Raw genomic sequence first — 20,951 nt, forward strand, 5'->3', positions numbered from 1 at the left:
TCGCGGGTGACCCATGGGGCGGTGCGGGCGGTTCTTTTGAAACCAAAGTTGGTGGCTCCAGCAAGCTAGGCGCCATTGCTGGCAATGACGCCACCAAGCCCTCCAGTAAAATATGATTCCAGTAGCCGGACAACTTAGTGGCAAAGCCCCGTGCAACCCACTTACGCAATGAGAGTTTTTGCTTAGGTTGGGGTGTCAAAAGCTCTGGGTTAGCGATGCAGCACAACTGATAAATCCGAATAACCGCGAACAAAATTGGACTGAATGCGGTTAGGCTCCCCAAGCATTTCAACGTCACTGAAGCGTTTGAGAATTTCTTCCCAGAGAATACGTAGCTGCATTTCGCCCAGCCGATTACCCATGCACCGATGAATGCCAAAGCCAAACGATAGGTGGTAGCGCGGGTTGTCTCGAGAGATGTTGAAGACGTTTGGGTCCTTAATCGCCGTTTCATCATGGTTTCCGGATAAGTACCACATCACTACTTTATCGCCTTGGCGAATGGTTTTGCCGCCGAGAACGACATCTCGCGTGGCGATCCTCCGCATATGCATTAGGGGAGTTTGCCAGCGGATAATTTCTGGCACCATCGAATTCACGAGGTCTGGATTCGCTTTCAACCGGGCAAATTGCTCGGGGTTTTGATTGAGGGCGACCACGCCTCCGGTGATTGAGTTTCGCGTTGTATCGTTGCCCCCCACGATCAGTAAAATCAAGTTTCCGAGATATTCAAGCGGGTCGTCAACCATGCCGGCGGTTGCCGGGTTGGTCGCCAACATACTGATCAGATCCATAGTTCCCGGTGGATTGTGTTTTCGTTCGTGCCACAGGCTGGTGAAAACGGTTAGGCACTCAGTGAGAGCCCGCGTGCGTTCGTCATTGTCACCGTCACCACCTGCGATCTCTGGCAGTGAGGTTGCCATGTCTGACCAGTAGGGCAGCTTGTGCCGGTCCTCAAACGGGAAGTCAAAAATGGTGGCGAGCATTTGCGTGGTCAAATTAATGGCAACGCGGTCAACCCAGTTAAAGGGCTCTCCGATGGGGAGCGCATCCAGCATAGTGATGACCCGGGAGCGAATTAGTGTTTCTAAGTCGGCTAAGTTACGTGGCGCAACAACGCCTTGTACGGCTTTACGCTGGATATCATGGAGAGGTGGATCCATCGCTATGAACTGGCGCACGGGAAGGTCGTCCCCGTAATCACCGATGGTGATGGCTGGCTCGGAAGAAAAATCGCCGTGACTTTTATCAACGGTCACGATGTCCTCAAAGCGAGTGATCGACCAAAAACCCCCAAAGTCGCTGTTTTCGCTCCAATGAACGGGATCTTCCTCGCGCAGTCGAGCAAACCACGGACGCCAGCTGTCTGTGGCATACAGGTCGGGGTTACTGACATCTATTGCGTCGAGAGGTATTGCGTAAGGGTCGGACATAGGGGCGGTCATAGCGCGGTCCTCTTATCAGGTTTCGCTCGCACTAGGATTAGAACACAGGGTTGCGATGGTTAGGGGTCATGCAAGGACAGGAGCGGGTGATTTCCAGACACCTGCTTGAATAAAAGGCCCTACGCCGCCTTTTTTCGGGGCTTTCGCTTGCTGGTTTTTTTGACCGCTGCGATCCGGTCACCCAGAAGGGACTTAAGAAACTCGCCGGTGTGAGATCCAGGAGTCGTGGCAACCGTCTCCGGGCGTCCGGTGGCTATGATCTGCCCACCTCCAGAACCACCTTCGGGCCCCAGATCAATGACCCAGTCGGCTGTTTTGATCACATCAAGGTTATGTTCGATGATTGCCACTGTGTTACCACCGTCCCGCAGGCGGTGCAGGACTTCCAGCAGTTGCCGGATATCTTCAAAATGAAGCCCCGTCGTGGGTTCATCGAGAATATAGAGGGTGTTTCCGGTATCCCGTTTCGACAGCTCCTTGGCAAGTTTTACGCGCTGTGCCTCCCCTCCAGACAGCGTTGTCGCGGCCTGACCCAAACGAACATAAGACAACCCGACATCCATGAGGGTTTGCAGCTTCCGATAAATCGCGGGCACCGCCTCGAAGAAAACGACGGCATCTTCCACCGTCATTTCCAGAACTTCTGAAATGCTTTTCCCTTTGTAGCGAATTTCTAAGGTTTCCCGATTGTAGCGCTTGCCTTTACAGACATCGCAAGGGACAAAAATATCGGGCAAAAAGTGCATTTCAACTTTTGTTACACCGTCACCCTGACAGGCCTCACAGCGGCCGCCGCGAACGTTAAAACTAAAGCGCCCAGGCTTGTAGCCGCGAGATCGAGACTCTTGTGTGCCTGCAAACAGTTCCCTTATGGGCGTGAAGATACCGGTGTAGGTCGCTGGATTAGATCGTGGCGTGCGACCAATAGGTGATTGGTCGATGTCGATACATTTATCGAAATGCTGCAGTCCTGTCACGGCATCGTGGGGAGCTGCCTTGAGCGTAGTCGCGCCATTGAGCTCCGTAGCAGCCAGAGGGTAAAGGGTGCCATTGATCAAGGTCGACTTTCCCGATCCAGACACGCCGGTAATGCAGGTCAAAAGCCCAACCGGTAGTTCCAAGGTGACGGCCTGGAGATTATTGCCGCGGGCACCTTCAATAACCAGCATGCGATCAGTGTCGATAGGTCTGCGGGTTGCGGGGATCGCAATTTCGCGTTTACCCGACATGTAAGCACCGGTTAACGAGTCCTCAACTTTCATGACGTCTGCAATAGTGCCCTCGGCCACAATATGGCCGCCATGAACTCCCGCCCCGGGACCAATGTCGATGATGTGGTCAGCAGTTCTAATGGCATCCTCGTCGTGCTCAACGACCAGTACCGTGTTTCCTAAGTCCCTGAGGTGGGTGAGGGTTGCCAGTAAACGCTCATTATCGCGCTGATGTAAGCCAATAGACGGTTCATCGAGGATGTACATAACCCCCACTAAACCTGCGCCAATTTGAGAGGCAAGACGAATTCGCTGTGCTTCGCCTCCTGACAGTGTTTCGGCACTGCGGTTTAACGTGAGGTAGTTGAGCCCAACGTCGACCAGAAAGCGGTAGCGGGCTCGTAATTCTTTGAGAATTTTATCGGCGATTTCGCCGGCGCGCCCCGGCAACGCCAATTGTTCGAAATAGTCGAACGCCTCGCCAACAGGGAGATTAGTGATCTCCGGTAGCGTTTGCTCATCGACAAAGACGTTGCGGGCGTCTCGGCAGAGGCGTGTCCCCTGGCACTGCTGACAGGGTGCCGTCGAAACGTATTTGGATAATTCCTCTCGCACAGATTGCGACTCGGTTTCCCGGTACCGACGCTCAAAATTGGGCAAGATGCCCTCAAAGGCGTGACGCCGCTTGAAAACGGTGCCACGGTCATTGATGTAGGCGAACTCAATTTCTTCCCCGTCGTTGCCAAATAAAATCAGCTCGCGCTGCTTTTTTGATAACGCGTCAAAGGGCTTTTCGATGTCAAAACCATAGTGGTCTGCCAGAGATGTCAGTATGTGAAAGTAGTACACATTGCGCCGATCCCAGCCTCTAATGGCGCCGCCGGCAAGGCTGGCCTCGGGATGGGCAACGACGCGGCTTTCATCGAAGTACTGCATCACGCCCAACCCGTCGCAGCCGTCGCAGGCACCGGCGGGATTGTTGAAGGAAAATAGACGTGGCTCCAGCTCGTCAATGGCATGGCCACATTCGGGACAGGCGTAACGTGCTGAGAACAACAAGGTCTCGCCGGTTTCACCTTCCATCGGTGCGACCGATGCGAGGCCGTCAGTGAGTTCCAGGGCGGTTTCAAAGGACTCTGCCAAGCGCAAACCGAGATCCTCCCGTACCTTAAATCGGTCGACGACGACATCAATCGAATGCTTACGCTTCTTATCAAGGGCTGGTACGTCATCAAGGTCGACAAGAATGCCGTCGACTCGCACGCGGATAAAACCCGCTGCGCGCATTTGCTCAAAGATGTGTAAATGCTCACCTTTTCGGTCCCTGATCACGGGAGCGAGCAGCATGAGCTTGCTGCCTTCCGGTTGCGCCAGCACAGCATCGACCATTTGGCTCACAGTTTGCGCCTTGAGTGTGATGCCGTGGTCCGGACAGCGCGGATCACCGACCCGTGCGAACAAAAGTCTCAGGTAGTCATAAATCTCAGTAATAGTGCCCACCGTTGAGCGCGGGTTGTGAGAGGTGGATTTTTGCTCAATGGAAATGGCGGGGGAGAGCCCCTCAACGTGATCAATATCGGGCTTTTCCATCATCGACAGAAATTGTCGAGCATAGGTCGAGAGCGATTCAACATAGCGTCGCTGCCCCTCAGCGTAGAGAGTGTCAAAGGCGAGGGAGGATTTTCCCGAGCCTGACAGACCGGTGATCACGACCAGCTTATCCCTCGGGATATCGAGATCAATATTCTTGAGGTTGTGGGTACGCGCACCGCGAACCTGAATGGTATCCATGTATAGCCAGACCTGTGTGAGGGATGAGTGACTGAACCAGACAGTATACGCGCCCTGAGCCAATCCCGATGGCCTCGAGTTCGATTCGTGTCGTGGTAAACTGACGGTTTACCGTTGGTATTGATCTTGGATACACAAACTACGCTGACTTCGGGTGAGCGGCGCGCCATTTTGGCTCTGGGTAGTCTCTACAGTTTCCGTATGCTGGGCCTGTTCATGGTCCTGCCCGTGCTGGGGATTTACGCCGTCGATTTGCCCGGAGCGACACCAGAAAAGCTTGGAATCGCCCTGGGGGCCTATGGTCTGACGCAGGCGTGCCTGCAGTTGCCATTAGGCTGGCTTTCTGACCGTATTGGGCGTTTGCCCATCGTGGTAGCCGGACTGTGTTTGTTTATCGCGGGAAGTTTGGTGGCCGCGGGTGCAGAGACCATTCATGGCATTATCGCTGGCCGGTTTCTGCAGGGGGCGGGGGCCATCGCTGCGGCCCTGACGGCACTGGCTGCTGATTCCACCCGTGAATCTCAACGCACTAAAGCTATGGCGGTTATTGGCGCTAGCGTGGGCCTGTCATTTGTTATGGCGATTGTCTTGGGGCCTGTAATCGCCTCAAGTCTGGGTTTGCAGGGCGTATTCCTCGTAACTGCTGCTTTGGGTGCGGTGGGATTGGTGATTGTATTGACGGTCCTGCCAAAAAATGCGCCCAAAGCGGCGGCCATTGCTGATGGTGACTGGGCTGCCGACCATGTTTTTGGGGGTCGGCTACCGGTCCTCTATGCCAGCGTATTTTTACTGCACGGCCTGATGATGGCGACTTTCCTGATTATTCCTGCCACCTTGGTTGATACCTTCCACTTTGCAGCTAGCGAGCATTGGAAAATCTATTTACTGACCGTTGTGCTATCGATTCCCCCCGCCCTCCTAATTATGCGGATGGGCCGTGGCGGAGAAGACCCCAGATCGGCCCTAAGCCTTGCTATTATTGCCCTCGTTGGCGGCATTCTTGTGGCCCTGCTGGCGCCCAATTTAACAACCGTCGGTGTTGGGCTGTGTTTTATGTTCGTGGGAATCAACGCATTAGAGGCTATTTTGCCAGCGACGGTGACTCGAGTGGCCCCCGGCCGCCTGCGTGGCACCGCGTTGGGGATTTTCGCGACCTGCCAGTTTCTGGGTATTTTCGTCGGTGGTGCCCTTGCCGGCTTCATTTTGTCGGCTGGGGGCAGTCAGGCTGTGGCCATTTTGGCAGGGATCTTGGCGGTAGCGTGGTTAATAGCGCTTTGGCGAAGACCATTTACGCCGGTTATTGCCGCGGTTTTTCATGAATAGCGGTCAGCCCCTCGCCTCGGTATCAGCCCGTTGGTATAGTGAGGGAAATGAGAGACACGGCTGTAATAAAACGGCCCGCAGCATTGGAGAGAGCTATGGCTTCCCGCGGCATTAATAAAGTGATTTTAGTTGGCAACCTTGGGTCGGACCCTGAAAATCGTATGTCTCAGGCGGGTGCTGCAATTACCAATCTGAGCATTGCCACTTCCGAGACTTGGAAGGACAAGAACACCGGCCAACAGCAGGAGCGCACCGAGTGGCACCGCGTGGTGTTCTTTAATCGCTTGGCTGAGGTTGCGGCTGAGTACCTGCGCAAGGGGTCCAAAGTTTACGTAGAAGGCACCTTACGAACCCGCAAATGGCAGGACAAGCAGACTGGCCAAGATCGTTATACGACTGAAATTGTGGGCAACGAAATGCAGATGCTCGATAGCCGCGGCGCAGGCGGTGGTGGTGGCGATAGCTACAACAACCAAAGTGGCGATAACTACAGCAATCAAGGTGGTGGCGGCTTTCAATCTGCGCCAGCGACTCAGGCCGCTCCCGCTGGGGGCTCTTTCGACCCAGTGGATGACGACATACCCTTTTAAGTCCTGCGCCTTAAAAGGACTACGTCGACGTGCGTATTCTTCTTTTAGGATCGGATACCCCTATTGGGCACTCACTTCGGGCTTTTATTCCGCCCCTTCAGCGGCATGAACTGATACAGGTGCCTTTAGAGGCTACCCGTTGGACGCGGCAGCGCCCCGCTAAAAAATTGCTAAAAACTGCTGACCCCGACCTCATTCTTGATGCGCGGCTGGTAAGCCTTATCGATCGGGTTGATGCCCTTGAGCCTGCTGACATTGAACGCAGCCAATGGTTGGGCAGCACCGCTGCGCGGCAAGGGTGTCACTATTTGCTGCTTTCGAGCTCTCGGGTATTTTCTGGGGAGCTTAAAAGGCCTTACCGTGAAAGCGATAAAGCTGATGCAAAGGATGAACTGGGGGCTATTCTTATAGAGGCTGAAACCCAGCTTAGAGATTTGGTGGAGTCGATTTTTGTGCTGCGGCTGGGATGGGTGTTTTCGGGGCGAGGCCCCAGTGCTATGAACCGAGTCTTGGACAGTCTGCGCGATGGTGAAAGTTTGACAGCATCTGATAATCGCCGGGACTGTCCTGTCCATAGTGCTGAAGTTGCGCGTGTTGCTGCTGGGGTCATTGATCAGATCGGCGTGGGCGCGCCCGGTAGGGGCCTGTTTCACTATGGCAGCGAAGGGGACACCGGGTACTTTTCCTTTGCAGAAGCGGCGGTGGCGTGCGCATCTCAATTTGGTCGATTTGCCAATGTCCGTGAGCAACTGCGTGAGGACACGACCATGCCTATGGTTAATCGGTCCCTCGAGTGCACGGCTATTCGCCATCAATTTGGTATTCAACAACGGCCTTGGCGCGACTTTGTAGAGCGGGCCGTGCGTCGATACATCGAGTTGTATTGTCAGGAGGCAGTAGAGTGACAGGTAATAGCGTTCAGGCATTGGGGGTCTGTGTGTTGACGGTGAGTGACACTCGAACCCAAGAAAACGACACCTCAGGTGATTTTCTGGCAGCTGCAGCCATTGCCAGTGGCCACACCTTGGGCGACCGCAGCATCGTAAAAGATGACATTTATCAGATCAGAGCGGTGACATCAGCGTGGATCGCTAGGGCAGACGTTGATGTTGTGCTCATCACCGGAGGAACGGGGTTTTCAGGGCGCGATTCGACGCCTGAAGCCATGGCGCCGTTGTTTGATAAACACATCGAGGGATTTGGTGAGTTATTTCGCCAATTATCCCACGCTGAAATTGGCTCATCGACGATTCAGTCCCGAGCCCTTGGCGGTTTTGCTAACAATACCGTCATTTTTTGTATGCCTGGCTCTACCGGGGCCTGCAGGACAGCGTGGGAGGGCGTGCTCAAAGAGCAGCTGGATGGCGCTCATAGACCCTGTAATTTTGTGGGCGTGCTGCAAACTCAAGCGGGTGTCTAGCCAGTGGCGCTGACGCCACTGACGGAAGCTAGAGCTCAGATTTTAGCCCAAACTCCTGCGGCCCCAGCGATGGAATGCTTCACACTGCAGGACTGTTTGGGTCGCATTCTGTCGGAGGATGTTGTTGCAGCGCGCGACGTGCCGCCCTTCGATAACAGCGCCATGGATGGTTATGCCCTTCGTTACACCGATATCCCGGGTCCTATTCCGGTTTCCCAACGAATTCCAGCGGGCAGTGCCGCGGATGCCTTAGAGCCTGGCACTGCAGCTCGTATTTTTACCGGCGGGGTACTGCCCACCGGGGCTGACACGGTAGTTATGCAAGAAAATACACGGGAACAGGTGGGGTTGGTGACTGTGGTCGAGCAACCTGCTGAGGGCGCGAATATACGTCGTCGGGGCAGTGACATTGGCGCAGGCGACACCGTCTTACGAGCTGGTCAGCTTCTGATGCCACAGGACTTGGGATTGGCGGCTTCGGTGGGGCGCCAACAGCTGTCGGTTTATCGGCCGCTGCGCGTTGCAGTGATCACCACGGGTGATGAGCTTGTTGATCCAGGGAGTGAGCCTGAGCCTTGGCAAATATTTAATAGCAATGGCACTCAGTTGTGCAGCCAGATTCGAATGCTGGGAATGGAGCCATTGCACTATCCGAATTTACCTGATGATCCGGTGCTCACCGGGGAGACCCTTGAGGCCGCGGCTAAGTCTGCCGACTGCATAATTACGTCTGGTGGGGTGTCTGTGGGGGAGGAGGACCACGTCCGAGCGCAAATTGAGCAGCGAGGTACATTAAATCTCTGGAAGTTAGCCCTGAAGCCGGGCAAGCCTTTTGCTTTTGGAGCAGTGGCTGGATGTCCCATATTTGGGTTGCCGGGTAACCCGGTTTCTAGCTGGGTGACCTTCGGGTTGTTGGTGAAACCCTGGTTACTGGCCGCTCAGGGGGCGAAAGTGCCTGAACTGCGCCGACTCAAAGCCGTAGCGGCCTTCAGCAGGCCTCGTCCGGGAACACGTGAGGAGTACCTTCGTGTTGTGCTCGATAGTCAACCTACACCTGTAGCCAAGCTAGCGGGTGATCAAAGTAGTGGCGTGCTGAGTAGCGCTGGACGGGCAAGTGCTTTGGCAGTGATTCCAGCTGGCACCACCCTTTTAGAGGGCGATGCCCTGGACGTCATTCTGGTGTCGGAGTTTCTCTCTCCCGCGGCTACTCTTTAACGGTGGCTCGTCAACGTCGCATCGCGAGCGCTGATTTTCTGGGCTAGGCTAGGCTTCGTTATAGCGCTGAAAAATTAGCGTAGCGTTGGTGCCACCAAAGCCAAAGCTGTTCGACATGACTCGATTCAGCCCTGCCTGATCGATACGCTCTCTGGCGATTTTGAGGCCCGCAGCGCCGTCGTCGAGTTGGTTGATATTCGCCGATGCGGCGATGAAGTCTTCGCGCATCATTAGCAGCGAGTAGACAGCTTCCTGAACCCCAGCAGCGCCTAATGAATGCCCGCTGAGTGATTTTGTAGAACCAATCCAAGGGCCATCTTCATGACTGCCAAAGACTTCCCTGACGGCATTAAGCTCCTGAATATCACCTACCGGCGTGCTAGTGCCGTGGGCATTGATGTAGTCAATTTTACCATCAACGGTGGCCATTGCTTGCTGCATGCAGCGCACGGCGCCTTCACCCGAAGGTGCGACCATATCGTAGCCGTCGCTGGTCGCACCGTAGCCGACGATTTCAGCGTAAATGTTGGCGCCGCGAGCCAATGCATGGTCTAAGGACTCCAGCACGACCATGCCGCCACCTCCGGCAATCACAAAGCCATCGCGATCCACGTCGTAGGCACGAGAAGCTTGATCGGGAGCCTCGTTATACTGCGTGGACAGGGCGCCCATAGCGTCAAATAAGCAGCTGAGCGACCAGTGGAGTTCCTCACCTCCACCGGCAAAGACGATGTCCTGCTTGCCCATTTGAATCAGCTCCATACCGTTGCCAATGCAATGGGCGCTGGTTGAGCAGGCTGACGAAATTGAGTAGTTCACGCCCTTAATTTTAAAGGGGGTGGCAAGGCACGCGGAGACGGTGCTGCCCATCGTTTGGGTCACACGATAGGGCCCTACTCGGCGCAAGCCTCGATCCCTGAGAATATCAGCGGCCTCGACTTGGCTTGCTGAAGAAGCGCCACCTGATCCAGCGATAATGCCCGTCCTGGTATTGGAAACCTGCTCCTCACTCAATCCCGCATCAGCGATCGCCTGCTCCATGCTCAGGTAGGCGTAACCTGCAGCGTCCCCCATAAAACGCCAGCGCTTACGATCAATGTAGGCCGACAAATCGATATCAGGCACGCCAGCGACATGGGAGCGCATGCCAGCGTCGGCATGCTGCTGGCAGAAGCTAATTCCGGATTGCCCTGCTTTGAGTGCGGCAGTAACTGCGGCCGTATCATTGCCCAGACAGGAAACGGTACCAATACCCGTTACCACTACACGCTGAGTCATCAGAAAGATTCCGTTGATTGAAAAAGGCCGACCCGAAGATCCTTGGCGGTATAGATAATGTTGCCGTCGACGGCAACAGTGCCGTCAGCAATGCCCATCACAAGCTTGCGTTCAATGACGCGCTTGATTTGAATTTTATACTCCACCCGCTTTGCGGTGGGTAGTACTTGCCCAGTAAACTTAACGTCCCCCGAGCCCAGCGCCCGCCCTTTACCCGGGTTGCCGCGCCAGCCCAAGAAAAATCCCACAAGCTGCCACATGGCGTCGAGTCCTAAGCACCCCGGCATGACAGGGTCGCCGGGAAAATGGCAGTCAAAAAACCAGAGGTCTGGGTGTATGTCCAACTCGGCGATAATCTGCCCTCGGTTGTATTCGCCGCCCTCTGAGCTGATGTGAGCGATGCGGTCGATCATAAGCATTTGATCGATCGGCAGTTGGGCATTGCCGGGACCAAATAGATCTCCCATACCACAGGCGACAAGCTCTTCCTTGGTGTAAGCGGGTTGTGCAACGTGCGGCGTGGGGGTCATAGGGTATCCAATTCAGGGGGCTGGGGGGCAAGTGCGGCAGGATAAACGCCTCGCCAGAAATAACGTGCATTTTAAAGGTTGAAAATAACATGTCCAGTCGGAGATCATTACGGCTCATACTCTAAACTTATTTGCTTGCCGATTTTGGCGACTCGCTGAATAAGTCTATTGCATCGGCGTAACAGTCAACAAACGCGGCTCCCTCGAGCTGTGATATTTTTGGATTCCAGTATGCTTTTTCCGGTAATTTTGTCTGGTGGTGTTGGCAGCCGATTATGGCCCGTTTCTAGGGAGGGTAGACCCAAGCAGTTTTTGCCCCTAGGTGGCACCCACTCCATGTTGCAGGAAACAAGCCAACGCTTAGATGGCTTGGAGGCAGCGCCGCCTATTGTCGTGTGCAATGAAGCCCACCGTTTCTTGGTCGCTGAACAGTTGCGGGAGATAAACTCGGCGGCAACGGCTCTTATTTTGGAGCCAGCGGGTCGCAACACAGCGCCGGCGATTGCGCTGGCTGCGATAAAAGCCCTCGACAGTGATCCAGATGCAATTCTGCTAGTGCTTCCTGCGGACCACCACATTGGTGTTCCTAGTGCTTTCGTAACGGCAGTCCAGCATGGTCTCGCCGCAGCTAATGATGGTTACCTCATCACGTTTGGAGTGGTGCCCTCAGCTCCTGAAACAGGTTATGGCTATATTCGAGGTGGCGCAGAGCTTTCCCCGGGGGTTTTGGAGCTGGCAGAATTCGTTGAGAAGCCTGACGCAACCACCGCGGGTGGGTACCTTGACGCCGGTAACTTTTACTGGAACAGCGGTATGTTTCTCTTGCGCGCTCAAAGCTACCTCGATGCAGTGTTGCAATATCAGCCCGAAATGCACCGGCAGTGTTGTGCTGCTATGGCGTGCGCGAGTCGAGATCTTGATTTTTTGCGCCCCGACAAAGATTCTTTTTTAGCCTGCCCTTCAGACAGTATTGATTATGCGGTGATGGAGCATACTGAACGCGGTGGCATTGTGCCGTTGGATTGTGGCTGGAGTGATATTGGCGCTTGGTCTGCACTTTGGGAAGTCGGCACCCCTGATACGTCAGGCAATGTTGTAGAGGGAGATGTCCTTACCCACGAGACTACAAATAGCTATGTTCGCAGTGAATCGCGCCTCGTCACAACAACGGGCGTTGATAATCTCGTGGTGGTGGAAACTGCCGACGCCATTCTTGTTGCGGATCGACGCAATGTCCAAGGGGTAAAGGATATAGTTAGCACGTTAAAGAAGGCCGATCGTAGCGAGGCGACGGTGCACCAGCGTGTTTTCCGTCCCTGGGGATCCTACGAATCACTGGTGGTCGCTGAGGGATTCCAAGTCAAGCGCATCATTGTGCAGCCCGGGCAAACCCTTTCTTTGCAAAAACATTTTCACCGTGCGGAACATTGGATTGTCGTGAAAGGTACGGCTGAAGTCACCCGGGGGGAGGACGTGTTTAGTCTGGCTGAGGATCAGTCGACTTACATTCCTCTCGGCACGGTGCACCGCTTGGCAAATCCGGGGAAAATTCCTCTGGAGCTCATCGAAGTTCAATCGGGATCCTATCTTGGGGAAGATGACATTGTGAGATTCGAGGATGTCTACGGACGCTAGTGTGACGGAGTCTTAATGCTACGAAAATGCTTATTTCCAGTTGCTGGTTATGGAACGCGCTTCTTACCGGCAACCAAAAGTATGCCCAAAGAGATGCTGCCGGTGGTCAACAAGCCCTTGGTGCAGTATGGAGTGGAGGAGGCAATTGAGGCAGGCATGACGAATTGTGCCTTAGTGACCGGTCGTGGTAAGCGGGCTATCGCCGATCATTTTGACATCAGTTACGAGCTTGAACATCAAATTGCTGGAAGCAGCAAAGAGCCATTGTTGGAGAGTATTCGTGATGTCATTGATCAGGGCATTTTCACAATGGTTCGGCAGCGAGAGATGTTGGGCCTAGGACATGCGGTATTGACCGGTGAGCCGCTCATTGGCCCCGAACCCTTTGGTATGGTCCTTTCCGATGATCTCTGTTTAAACACGGGTGGTCCCAGTGTGCTGGCTCAAATGGCAAGGCTGTTCGATGAGTTTGGTTGCTCTATTGTGGCGGTTCAGGAGGTTCCTGACGAAGAGATCCACAACTATGGGGTTATCGCCGGTAAACAGTTACGAGAAGGCATAACGCGTGTTGAGCGCATGGTCGAAAAACCCAGTGCTGCGGAAGCGCCATCCAATTTAGCGATTATTGGGCGGTACATTTTGACCCCTGATATTTTTGACGTTATTCGCGGCACCGCACCCGGCGCCTCTGGCGAAATTCAAATCACTGATGCGCTGCAGCAACAGGCGAACACAGGAGGGGTCATTGCTTATCAATTTAAAGGGCGACGCTTTGACTGTGGCAGTGTGCCGGGTTTTGTTGAAGCCACCAACCATGTATACGAGACTATTTACAGGCCATAACCTCTATGTCTGATTCTTTACCCTGCTTCAAAGCCTACGATGTGCGTGGGCGAGTACCTGATGAGATCAACGAAGATGTGGCCCACAGAATTGGGCGGGCCTATGCCGAAGTTATTGACCCCGGCAGTGTGGTCGTGGGTCACGACATTCGCTTGACGAGTGAATCTATAAAAGGCGCCTTGGTCGACGGTTTGCGGGAGTCGGGGGTTAATGTCGTCGATATTGGTCTTTGTGGCACCGAGGAAATTTACTTCGCTACGGATCATTTAGGTGTTGGTGGCGGCATCGTTGTTACGGCAAGCCACAACCCCAAAGATTACAATGGCATGAAGTTTGTTCGGGAAGGCGCTAAACCCATCTCGGGGGATTCCGGCCTCGCTGAAATTCGTCGCCTCACGGAACAACGCCGGGGACGCGACTCGGCCAGTACCGGGAGCTACGAGGCTATCTCGACACTGTCGCCTTACATTCAACATTTGCTGAGTTATGTCGATGTCCCCAATCTTGCGCCACTCAATGTTGTGTGTAACGCGGGGAATGGCGGTGCGGGCAGGGTGATCGATGCTCTAGAGCCTAAATTGCCTTTTAAATTTAGCAAGGTGCACCACGAAGCTAATGGTCACTTTCCTAATGGCGTTCCCAACCCTTTGCTCGAGGAAAATCGCGAGGCAACCGCCAGCGAAGTCCGCGCTAAGCGCGCCGATCTGGGTATTGCTTGGGATGGCGACTTTGACCGCTGTTTCTTTTTTACGGCCCAAGGAGATTTCGTTGAGGGTTACTATATTGTTGGCTTGCTGGCCGAGGCGTTTCTGGTGCAGCAGGGTCCTCAGCGTGTGGTGCACGACCCGAGACTGACCTGGAATACTCAGGCCATTGTGGCTGCGGCAGGGGGAGAGGCTGTTGCCAGTAAAACAGGCCATGCCTTTATCAAAGAGCGGATGCGGGAGGTCGACGCAATTTATGGCGGTGAAATGAGCGCTCACCATTATTTCAGAGACTTTGCCTATTGCGACAGCGGCATGATTCCTTGGCTGTTGGTCGCTGGATTGATGTCTGATAAGAAGCAATCCCTCGCCGAGTTGGTTGCCGCACGAGAGGCCGAATTCCCCTGCTCAGGCGAGATCAATCGTCGCGTGGAGGATCCGGCTTCCCTACTAGCTACTGTTGAAGCGCACTACGGACCGAACGCGTTACGGGTTGAGCATCGCGATGGTTTGAGTATTGAAAACGGCGAATGGCGTTTCAATCTGCGCATGTCTAATACCGAGCCAGTGGTCCGGTTGAACGTGGAAAGCCGTGGTAACCGTGCGCTCATGGAGGCTCGTACTGAAGAGCTGCTTAGGTTTATGGAGGGCTAAACTCGGCAGGCTGCTCCGGGGTTCCCGATGTAAGGCCATCTCATCCAGCCTGTGCAGAGCGTTCAAAGGTGCTAACGGCAAATGATGATCGTTTTACCGCTCCCGGTTTATAGCCATATCGGCCAACCCGTGCAGCGCCTCCAAAGCCGCTGACTGGGCTAGGCCATCCAGCGCAGCCAGAGCTGACTGTTGATGGAGCACAGCTTGCTCACGGGTATAGTCAATACCACCCGAGCGGTGTACGGCTGCGATTACGCCGGTAAGATTCTCACTGTTTTTCTGAGAGAGTGCGTCGCGAACGATCGCGGCATCATCGGCGCTGCCCGATGCCATGGTGTGAATCAGCGGGAGTGTCGGTTTGCCCTCATTGAGATCGTCACCGACTTGCTTTCCTGTGACTTGGGGATCGCCGGTGTAGTCGAGGACATCGTCAATCATTTGAAAGGCAATGCCTAAATGCCGGCCGTAAGCTGCCATCTGATCCTGCTGTGACGGATCACGGCCCTTTAAAATGGCGCTGCCTCGACAGGCAGCAGCAAACAGGGCGGCTGTTTTGCGGTCAATAACGTCGAGATACTGAGTCTCGGTTACCGAGGGGTCCCCCGCACGCATTAACTGAAGAACCTCACCTGCCGCAATGGTGTTAGTGGTATCTGCCATACTTTGTAAGAGTGACAAATCTCCTAGGTTAACCATGAGTTGAAACGCCCGGGTGTAAATGAAGTCGCCGACCAAGACGCTGGGGGCGTTACCGAATTCCGCGTTGGCGGTGGCCCTGCCTCGGCGCAGGCTCGATAAGTCGACGACGTCATCGTGCAGCAGGGTTGCGGTGTGAATGAACTCAACCACCGCCGCGAATTTAACGTCTGACAGGTCAACGCCGCCTTGAGCGCTAGCAGCTAGCAGGGCCAAAAGTGGTCTGAGGCGCTTGCCGCCGGCGTCAACGATGTAATGCCCGACGTTCTCCACCATGGCCACGTCTGACTTTAGCTGTTGAATAATGAGCTCATTGACCTGCTGGAACTCATCCGCAACACAGGCACGTATCGATGTAATCAAGAGGACTCTCCTTGGGGCAAGCGGAGTATAGGGGCTTGCTGGGTTCTGCGCCATGCTGACCAAGGTAAGGGTGCTAAAATAGAGACGCGTAATAAGCACACTTGAAGTTCGGAGCTTCCTCACCTAAACTCCGCGCCCGAGTCTGATAACCCAAGGGTTGTCGTACTCATCTGGTGCCGACGCTCTGCCCCGCTGCTTTTTCGGCGGTTTTTAATTTTGCGAGCCGGCTAACTACGAGGAAAAGTCAAATGTATGCAGTGATTGAGAGCGGTGGCAAGCAGCACCGGGTTGAAGAAGGCGAAGTGCTCAAGTTGGAAAAGCTTGAAGTCGCGACCGGTGACACGATCGAATTTGACCGTGTGTTCATGGTGGGCGCGGGCGCAGATGTCAAAATAGGCGCGCCTTTGGTAGAAGGCAGCAAAGTGACTGCTGAGGTGGTGTCCCACGGTCGCCACGCGAAAATCCGCATTGTGAAGTTCAATCGGCGTAAGCATTACCGAAATGAGACCGGCCACAGGCAGTGGTTCACTGAGGTTAAAATTACTGGAATAACGGGCTAATAGGAGGCTTCCATGGCACATAAAAAAGCAGGCGGTAGTACTCGGAACGGTCGCGATTCAGAAAGCAAACGGTTGGGCGTCAAGGTGTTTGGTGGCCAAGAGATCAGTGCAGGCGGTATTATCGTTCGACAGCGCGGCACAAGGTTTCATGCCGGTGACAACGTTCGGGTAGGCAAGGACCACACCTTGTTTGCAACGTCGGCCGGTAAGGTCGAGTTCTATGTTGGGGGTCCCCGAAACCGCAAGCAGGTTCGGGTCGTCAGCGCGTAGGTACAGCGACCACATGGTGACATAAAGCCTCGTCAGCTGACGGGGCTTTTTTGTTTTAGGCTGCTGTACAAATAGTGCAGCAGCGCACATCCCGGAGGGATGACTCATGAAGTTTGTCGATGAAGCAACCATCGAAGTTTTTGCCGGGAATGGTGGCGGTGGCTGTGTCAGCTTCCGACGGGAAAAATATATTCCTTTTGGCGGCCCTGACGGTGGCGACGGTGGCGATGGGGGTAGCGTAATCTTATTGGGGGACGCTTCCCTCAATACTATGATTGACTACCGCTACACGCGAAAGTTTAGGGCGGAAGCCGGTAGCTCAGGTAAAGGTCGCAATTGCACGGGTAAGGCGGGGGAGGACCTGACGCTTCCCGTTCCTATAGGTACCACCATACTCGATGAAGATACCGGTGAAGTGCTGGGCGACATTCGAGAGGCTGGGCAGCGGTTGCTGGTTGCTCAGGGCGGATTTCACGGTTTGGGTAACACGCGGTTTAAATCTAGTGTTAATCGCTCGCCTCGACAGTCGTCTCCAGGGTCAGCAGGGGAAAATCGCCGATTGAAGCTGGAGCTCAAGGTTTTGGCTGACGTGGGGTTGCTGGGCTTGCCCAATGCGGGAAAATCCACGCTGATTCGTGCGGTATCGGCGGCCACTCCTAAAGTTGCCGATTATCCCTTCACGACGCTAATACCCAGTTTGGGCGTTGTTAAGGTGGACAGCTACCGCTCCTTTGTTGTTGCAGATATCCCAGGGCTAATAGAGGGTGCGTCTGAGGGTGCTGGACTGGGCATACGCTTTCTCAAGCACCTAACAAGAAATCGCATTTTGTTGCACTTGGTCGACATCGCCCCCCTTGATGAGAGCGACCCCTCAGAGGCGGCGGTGAGCATTGTCCGCGAACTGGAGCGTTTTAGCCCTACCTTGGCGTCACGCCCTCGCTGGCTGATTTTGAATAAGGTGGATTTGATCGACGAGATGCTGCTCGCTGAGCGAAAAGCTGCTGTGCTTTCTGCTTTAAATTGGACCGGCCCTGTCTATGAAATCTCGGCGTTGAGCCGTGAGGGTACCAGACGGCTCAGTGGCGATCTGATGACCTACATTGAAGGCCTCAACGAGACGCTTGCTGAGGATGATGCGGCAATGCAGGCCGAGCGCGAGGCTCAAACGGCAATGCAGCAAGAAGCACGAGAACGCATCGAGGCGCTGCGCAGTGCAAAAAGGGATGAGAGTCGCGCCCAAAACAGTGAGCAAGTTGAAGACGACGACGATGGTGACGACGGGGTGGCTGTGGAGTACCGTCTTTGATCACAGATGATCGCCAGGTCTTGCTGACCGCGCGCCGCTGGGTCGTTAAAGTGGGAAGTGCCTTACTCACCGCTGATGGGCGACGTCTCGATAAAGGCGTTATTCACGGCTTGGTTCAGCAGCTGATCACTTTGCGAGAGCGCGGCTGCGAGGTGGTGTTGGTGTCCAGCGGTGCTGTCGCAGCTGGGGCGGTCCGGCTGGGCTTTGAAGATCGCCCGGAGGATCTCCACTCGCTGCAGGCTGCCGCGGCGGTAGGGCAGTCAGCACTGATTCGCAGTTACGAAGAGGCGCTGGCCCCTCAGGGTATTACCACGGCTCTCGTTTTGTTGAGCCACGCAGATATTCTCGCCAGAGACCGTTACCTCAATGCGCGTGGGACACTGGGGCGCCTGATTGATTTGGGTGTCATCCCGGTTGTGAACGAAAATGATTCGGTAGTGACCGATGAAATACGCCTTGGGGATAACGATACGCTGGCGGCGCTGGTGGCGAATTTGATAGACGCCGATGTGTTGCTGGTGCTAACGGATCAAGACGGGTTATGTGACGCAAATCCTCGCGAAAATCCCGACGCCGCGGTAATTCCAGCCGCGGAGGTTGATGACCCCAAACTCGATAAAGTGGTCGGCGAGGGTGGCCAGTTTGGACGCGGCGGTATGGTGACCAAACTCAACGCTGCTCGGTTGGCAGCGCGATCAGGTGCAGTTACCGTGATTGCCAACGGGCGCATGCCTGAAGTCATTCCCAAGGTGGCCGCGGGGGAACAATTGGGTACCTTACTCAGCACTCGGCAACGGCCGCAAAGCGCTCGAAAGCAGTGGCTCGCTAGCCTGCTCCACATTCAGGGTCGTTTAGTACTCGATGCGGGTGCGGCTGCCGTTGTGGCTGCCGGGGATAAGTCACTCTTGCCCATCGGTGTTACAGCCGTCGAGGGCGATTTTGTGCGGGGTGATCTGGTGGCCTGCGTGGATAGTGAGGGGCGTCAAATAGCTCGGGGTCTGGTCAACTACAGTGCCACAGAAGCGCATCAACTGCAGGGTAAGTCGTCCAAGGACATACCGGTGATTCTTGGCTATGGTGGCGACTCGGAAATCATTCATCGCGACAATATGGTGAGTTTGTGAGTGCCGCAATGGTGTTGTTGCTAATCTATCTGCCCGCTATTTTTGCGGTCAGTATCTTAGGTGGCTGGGTGCCCCGTCGCTTCCACATGACACACACCCGGACGCAGCTGGTGATGAGTCTGGTGGCGGGCTTGATGTTAGGGGTAGCTTTTTTCCATCTTATCCCCCACGCGGCACTCGCTAAAACGGCGGGCGTTGATTTTGCCATGGCTTGGGTAATGGCAGGACTGGTTTTTATGCTGGTGCTGCTGCGGCTATTTCACTTTCATCAGCATGATTTCGACGAATCCCATGCGAACTGCAGTGAGGGCGCGGCCAATGCCCACAGCCACGGACACGCCCATGATCACAGCCATACCCAGCCTCCGGGCGGGCCCTTCACTTGGATGGGGCTGTTGTTGGGTTTGGCAATTCATACCCTAGTGGACGGGGTGGCCCTAGGCGCCGTGATGCGAGCAGGGACCGGGTCTGATGCTGGTATTTTAGGACTTGGCGTTTTTCTGGCGATATTCCTGCATAAACCTCTGGATGCCTTATCGATTGAAACGGTCCTTGCGGCATCTGGCCAATCACCCCGCCGCAGGCATTGGATCAACCTCATATTTTCGCTGCTTTGCCCAGTGGCGGCGGTGATATTCTGGTACTCCGTTGAGCTGTCACCCGCTGACGGTCGAATATTGGCCGCGGCCCTGGCTTTCTCTGCGGGAGCTTTTATCTGTATAGCTTTGGGTGATTTGTTGCCGGAAATCCAATTTCACAGTCACGACCGGGGCAAATTAACGCTGCTTTTTATTCTGGGAATCGCCATCGCTTGGGCAATTGGCGTGGTCGAACCTGCCCACATCCTCTAGACGTGACGTGATTAGCGGCTAGCTCCAAACGCGCTGGCCTCTGAGCGCGTTGTTTGGGCGTCGTAGGCGGGCTCCTCCCAGCCATTTAATTCCCTCTGAATACGATCGGTCAGAGCATCGAGGTGCTCCGTGCTGGCATTCAGGCAGGGAATATATTCGTACCGCTCTCCTCCTGCCTCGAGGAAATAATCACGATTTTCCATGCCAATCTCTTCAATGGTTTCAAGGCAATCGGCAGAAAAGCCTGGGCAAACAATTTGCAGCGATTTAACACCCGTCTCCGGCAGAGACTTGAGGGTTTCGTCGGTGTAAGGCTTGAGCCACTCCTCACGACCGAAGCGCGATTGGAAAGTGGATAAATAATCATCGGCGTTCAAATCTAAAGCTTCGGCAACGAGTCGCGTCGTTTTATGGCACTGACAATGGTACGGATCGCCGTTTTGTAGGTAACGTTGCGGGCTCCCGTGGTAGCTAAATATCAGTTTATCGGCACGTCCATGTTGTTCCCAGTGCTTGCGAATAGACCCCGCGACGGCGGCAATGTAACCCGGGTCGTCACAGTAATTTGCGATAAAACGGAAATTGGGTAGCCATCGGCGAGTCACAAAGTCAGCAGCGATCTCATCAAACGTTGACCCGGTGGTGGGCCCGGCATATTGGGGATAAAGGGGCAGTACGACGAGCCGCTGAATGCCTGCACTGAAAAGGTCTTGGAGAACATTGGGAATCGACGGATTACCGTAGCGCATCGCACCGCGCACCATAACGTGATCACCCACTCGGCTTTTCAGTCGTTCCTCGATACCGCTGACTTGATCCATGAGGTGATACAACAGCGGAGAGCCCCGATCAGTCCAAACCTCACTGTAAGCCTCGGCGGATCTTTTTGGACGCGTGTTTAAAATGATGCCGTTGAGAATCAGCCACCAAATGAGCCGGGGCACTTCGACAACCCGGGGATCGCTCAAAAATTGCTTGAGATAAGGGCGCAGCGCTTTAGCCGTGGGGGCTTGTGGGGTCCCCAAATTGGTGATCAATACCCCGGTTAACGGGGGCGTGCCATGATCATAGTCGGTCGTGCCGCGGTAACTCATCACTTTTCCCGGTTAATTTCTCTACTTCTGGCATACGGTTTGTGGCGC

Annotated in this window: 19 protein-coding genes; 13 read left to right on the forward strand and 6 right to left on the reverse strand. The window is 54.7% G+C overall.

Annotation, left to right across the window (positions count from 1 at the left end; translation table 11 throughout):
- Positions 1 to 209: 209 nt before the first annotated feature.
- Complete coding sequence (locus ACMAY6_RS03020) at positions 210 to 1,445, reverse strand: cytochrome P450 (RefSeq protein ID WP_435214317.1); 1,236 nt, start codon at positions 1,443 to 1,445, stop codon at positions 210 to 212.
- Between the two features lie 119 nt (positions 1,446 to 1,564).
- Positions 1,565 to 4,447 (reverse strand): excinuclease ABC subunit UvrA, encoded by a 2,883-nt coding sequence (gene uvrA / locus ACMAY6_RS03025; protein ID WP_435214319.1) that lies wholly within the window; start codon positions 4,445 to 4,447, stop codon positions 1,565 to 1,567.
- 126 nt (positions 4,448 to 4,573) lie between these two features.
- Here uvrA and ACMAY6_RS03030 point away from each other — a divergent pair, with 126 nt between their 5' ends.
- From ACMAY6_RS03030 to ACMAY6_RS03050, 5 genes are all read left to right on the forward strand, one after another.
- Entirely contained in the window at positions 4,574 to 5,770 is a 1,197-nt protein-coding gene (locus ACMAY6_RS03030; RefSeq protein ID WP_435214320.1) for an MFS transporter, read from the forward strand.
- A gap of 95 nt (positions 5,771 to 5,865) precedes the next feature.
- Positions 5,866 to 6,360, forward strand: coding sequence for a single-stranded DNA-binding protein (ssb, locus tag ACMAY6_RS03035; RefSeq protein WP_435214321.1), 495 nt, complete (start codon positions 5,866 to 5,868; stop codon positions 6,358 to 6,360).
- 29 nt (positions 6,361 to 6,389) lie between these two features.
- Entirely contained in the window at positions 6,390 to 7,265 is an 876-nt protein-coding gene (locus ACMAY6_RS03040) for a sugar nucleotide-binding protein (RefSeq protein ID WP_435214323.1), read from the forward strand.
- Positions 7,262 to 7,780, forward strand: coding sequence for a molybdenum cofactor biosynthesis protein B (gene moaB, locus ACMAY6_RS03045; protein ID WP_435214325.1), 519 nt, complete (start codon positions 7,262 to 7,264; stop codon positions 7,778 to 7,780). Before ACMAY6_RS03040 ends, moaB begins: the two co-directional genes overlap by 4 nt.
- A gap of 3 nt (positions 7,781 to 7,783) precedes the next feature.
- Positions 7,784 to 8,995 (forward strand): molybdopterin molybdotransferase MoeA, encoded by a 1,212-nt coding sequence (locus tag ACMAY6_RS03050; RefSeq protein ID WP_435214326.1) that lies wholly within the window; start codon positions 7,784 to 7,786, stop codon positions 8,993 to 8,995.
- Positions 8,996 to 9,043: 48 nt separating this feature from the next.
- On the opposite strand, the gene fabB is transcribed toward ACMAY6_RS03050, so the two are convergent.
- Complete coding sequence (gene fabB, locus ACMAY6_RS03055; RefSeq protein ID WP_435214328.1) at positions 9,044 to 10,273, reverse strand: beta-ketoacyl-ACP synthase I; 1,230 nt, start codon at positions 10,271 to 10,273, stop codon at positions 9,044 to 9,046.
- Entirely contained in the window at positions 10,273 to 10,803 is a 531-nt protein-coding gene (fabA, locus tag ACMAY6_RS03060; protein WP_435214330.1) for a 3-hydroxyacyl-[acyl-carrier-protein] dehydratase FabA, read from the reverse strand. The genes fabB and fabA overlap by 1 nt, the downstream gene beginning before the upstream one ends.
- Before the next feature lie 231 nt (positions 10,804 to 11,034).
- Here fabA and ACMAY6_RS03065 point away from each other — a divergent pair, with 231 nt between their 5' ends.
- From ACMAY6_RS03065 to ACMAY6_RS03075, 3 genes are read left to right on the forward strand one after another with little or no spacing between them, the layout of a single operon-like run.
- Complete coding sequence (locus ACMAY6_RS03065; RefSeq protein ID WP_435214332.1) at positions 11,035 to 12,438, forward strand: mannose-1-phosphate guanylyltransferase/mannose-6-phosphate isomerase; 1,404 nt, start codon at positions 11,035 to 11,037, stop codon at positions 12,436 to 12,438.
- A gap of 15 nt (positions 12,439 to 12,453) precedes the next feature.
- Entirely contained in the window at positions 12,454 to 13,281 is an 828-nt protein-coding gene (gene galU, locus ACMAY6_RS03070; protein ID WP_435214334.1) for a UTP--glucose-1-phosphate uridylyltransferase GalU, read from the forward strand.
- A gap of 5 nt (positions 13,282 to 13,286) precedes the next feature.
- Positions 13,287 to 14,639 carry a phosphomannomutase gene (locus tag ACMAY6_RS03075; protein WP_435214335.1) on the forward strand — a complete coding sequence of 451 codons (1,353 nt, stop codon included), beginning with the start codon at positions 13,287 to 13,289 and terminating at the stop codon, positions 14,637 to 14,639.
- Positions 14,640 to 14,732: 93 nt separating this feature from the next.
- On the opposite strand, the gene ACMAY6_RS03080 is transcribed toward ACMAY6_RS03075, so the two are convergent.
- Positions 14,733 to 15,698, reverse strand: a complete 966-nt coding sequence (locus ACMAY6_RS03080) for a polyprenyl synthetase family protein (protein ID WP_435214336.1) — start codon at positions 15,696 to 15,698, stop codon at positions 14,733 to 14,735.
- A 248-nt stretch (positions 15,699 to 15,946) separates the two neighbouring features.
- Here ACMAY6_RS03080 and rplU point away from each other — a divergent pair, with 248 nt between their 5' ends.
- The 5 genes from rplU (at position 15,947) to ACMAY6_RS03105 (ending at position 19,809) form a co-directional block, all read left to right on the forward strand.
- Positions 15,947 to 16,258 carry a 50S ribosomal protein L21 gene (rplU, locus tag ACMAY6_RS03085; RefSeq protein ID WP_435214338.1) on the forward strand — a complete coding sequence of 104 codons (312 nt, stop codon included), beginning with the start codon at positions 15,947 to 15,949 and terminating at the stop codon, positions 16,256 to 16,258.
- Positions 16,259 to 16,270: 12 nt separating this feature from the next.
- A complete protein-coding gene (gene rpmA, locus ACMAY6_RS03090) occupies positions 16,271 to 16,528 on the forward strand; it encodes a 50S ribosomal protein L27 (protein ID WP_435214340.1) in 258 nt (85 codons plus the stop codon).
- Positions 16,529 to 16,634: 106 nt separating this feature from the next.
- Positions 16,635 to 17,834, forward strand: coding sequence for an Obg family GTPase CgtA (gene cgtA / locus ACMAY6_RS03095; RefSeq protein ID WP_435214342.1), 1,200 nt, complete (start codon positions 16,635 to 16,637; stop codon positions 17,832 to 17,834).
- A complete protein-coding gene (gene proB, locus ACMAY6_RS03100; RefSeq protein ID WP_435214343.1) occupies positions 17,831 to 18,958 on the forward strand; it encodes a glutamate 5-kinase in 1,128 nt (375 codons plus the stop codon). Before cgtA ends, proB begins: the two co-directional genes overlap by 4 nt.
- A complete protein-coding gene (locus ACMAY6_RS03105) occupies positions 18,955 to 19,809 on the forward strand; it encodes a ZIP family metal transporter (RefSeq protein WP_435214345.1) in 855 nt (284 codons plus the stop codon). Before proB ends, ACMAY6_RS03105 begins: the two co-directional genes overlap by 4 nt.
- A gap of 11 nt (positions 19,810 to 19,820) precedes the next feature.
- Here ACMAY6_RS03105 and hemH read toward each other — a convergent pair whose 3' ends face one another.
- A complete protein-coding gene (gene hemH / locus ACMAY6_RS03110; RefSeq protein WP_435214347.1) occupies positions 19,821 to 20,903 on the reverse strand; it encodes a ferrochelatase in 1,083 nt (360 codons plus the stop codon).
- Positions 20,904 to 20,951: the final 48 nt, after the last annotated feature.

Source organism: Luminiphilus sp. nBUS_16 (genome assembly GCF_051201645.1).
Lineage (GTDB): Bacteria > Pseudomonadota > Gammaproteobacteria > Pseudomonadales > Halieaceae > Luminiphilus.

What these genes read in the sequence shown, in the direction of transcription:
- ACMAY6_RS03020 (WP_435214317.1), bottom strand. Translation starts at nt 1,445, where the DNA reads ATGACCGCCCCTATGTCCGACCCTTACGCAATACCTCTCGACGCAATA.
- uvrA (WP_435214319.1), bottom strand. Translation starts at nt 4,447, where the DNA reads ATGGATACCATTCAGGTTCGCGGTGCGCGTACCCACAACCTCAAGAAT.
- ssb (WP_435214321.1), top strand. Translation starts at nt 5,866, where the DNA reads ATGGCTTCCCGCGGCATTAATAAAGTGATTTTAGTTGGCAACCTTGGG.
- fabB (WP_435214328.1), bottom strand. Translation starts at nt 10,273, where the DNA reads ATGACTCAGCGTGTAGTGGTAACGGGTATTGGTACCGTTTCCTGTCTG.
- fabA (WP_435214330.1), bottom strand. Translation starts at nt 10,803, where the DNA reads ATGACCCCCACGCCGCACGTTGCACAACCCGCTTACACCAAGGAAGAG.
- ACMAY6_RS03065 (WP_435214332.1), top strand. Translation starts at nt 11,035, where the DNA reads ATGCTTTTTCCGGTAATTTTGTCTGGTGGTGTTGGCAGCCGATTATGG.
- galU (WP_435214334.1), top strand. Translation starts at nt 12,454, where the DNA reads ATGCTACGAAAATGCTTATTTCCAGTTGCTGGTTATGGAACGCGCTTC.
- ACMAY6_RS03075 (WP_435214335.1), top strand. Translation starts at nt 13,287, where the DNA reads ATGTCTGATTCTTTACCCTGCTTCAAAGCCTACGATGTGCGTGGGCGA.
- rplU (WP_435214338.1), top strand. Translation starts at nt 15,947, where the DNA reads ATGTATGCAGTGATTGAGAGCGGTGGCAAGCAGCACCGGGTTGAAGAA.
- rpmA (WP_435214340.1), top strand. Translation starts at nt 16,271, where the DNA reads ATGGCACATAAAAAAGCAGGCGGTAGTACTCGGAACGGTCGCGATTCA.
- cgtA (WP_435214342.1), top strand. Translation starts at nt 16,635, where the DNA reads ATGAAGTTTGTCGATGAAGCAACCATCGAAGTTTTTGCCGGGAATGGT.
- hemH (WP_435214347.1), bottom strand. Translation starts at nt 20,903, where the DNA reads ATGAGTTACCGCGGCACGACCGACTATGATCATGGCACGCCCCCGTTA.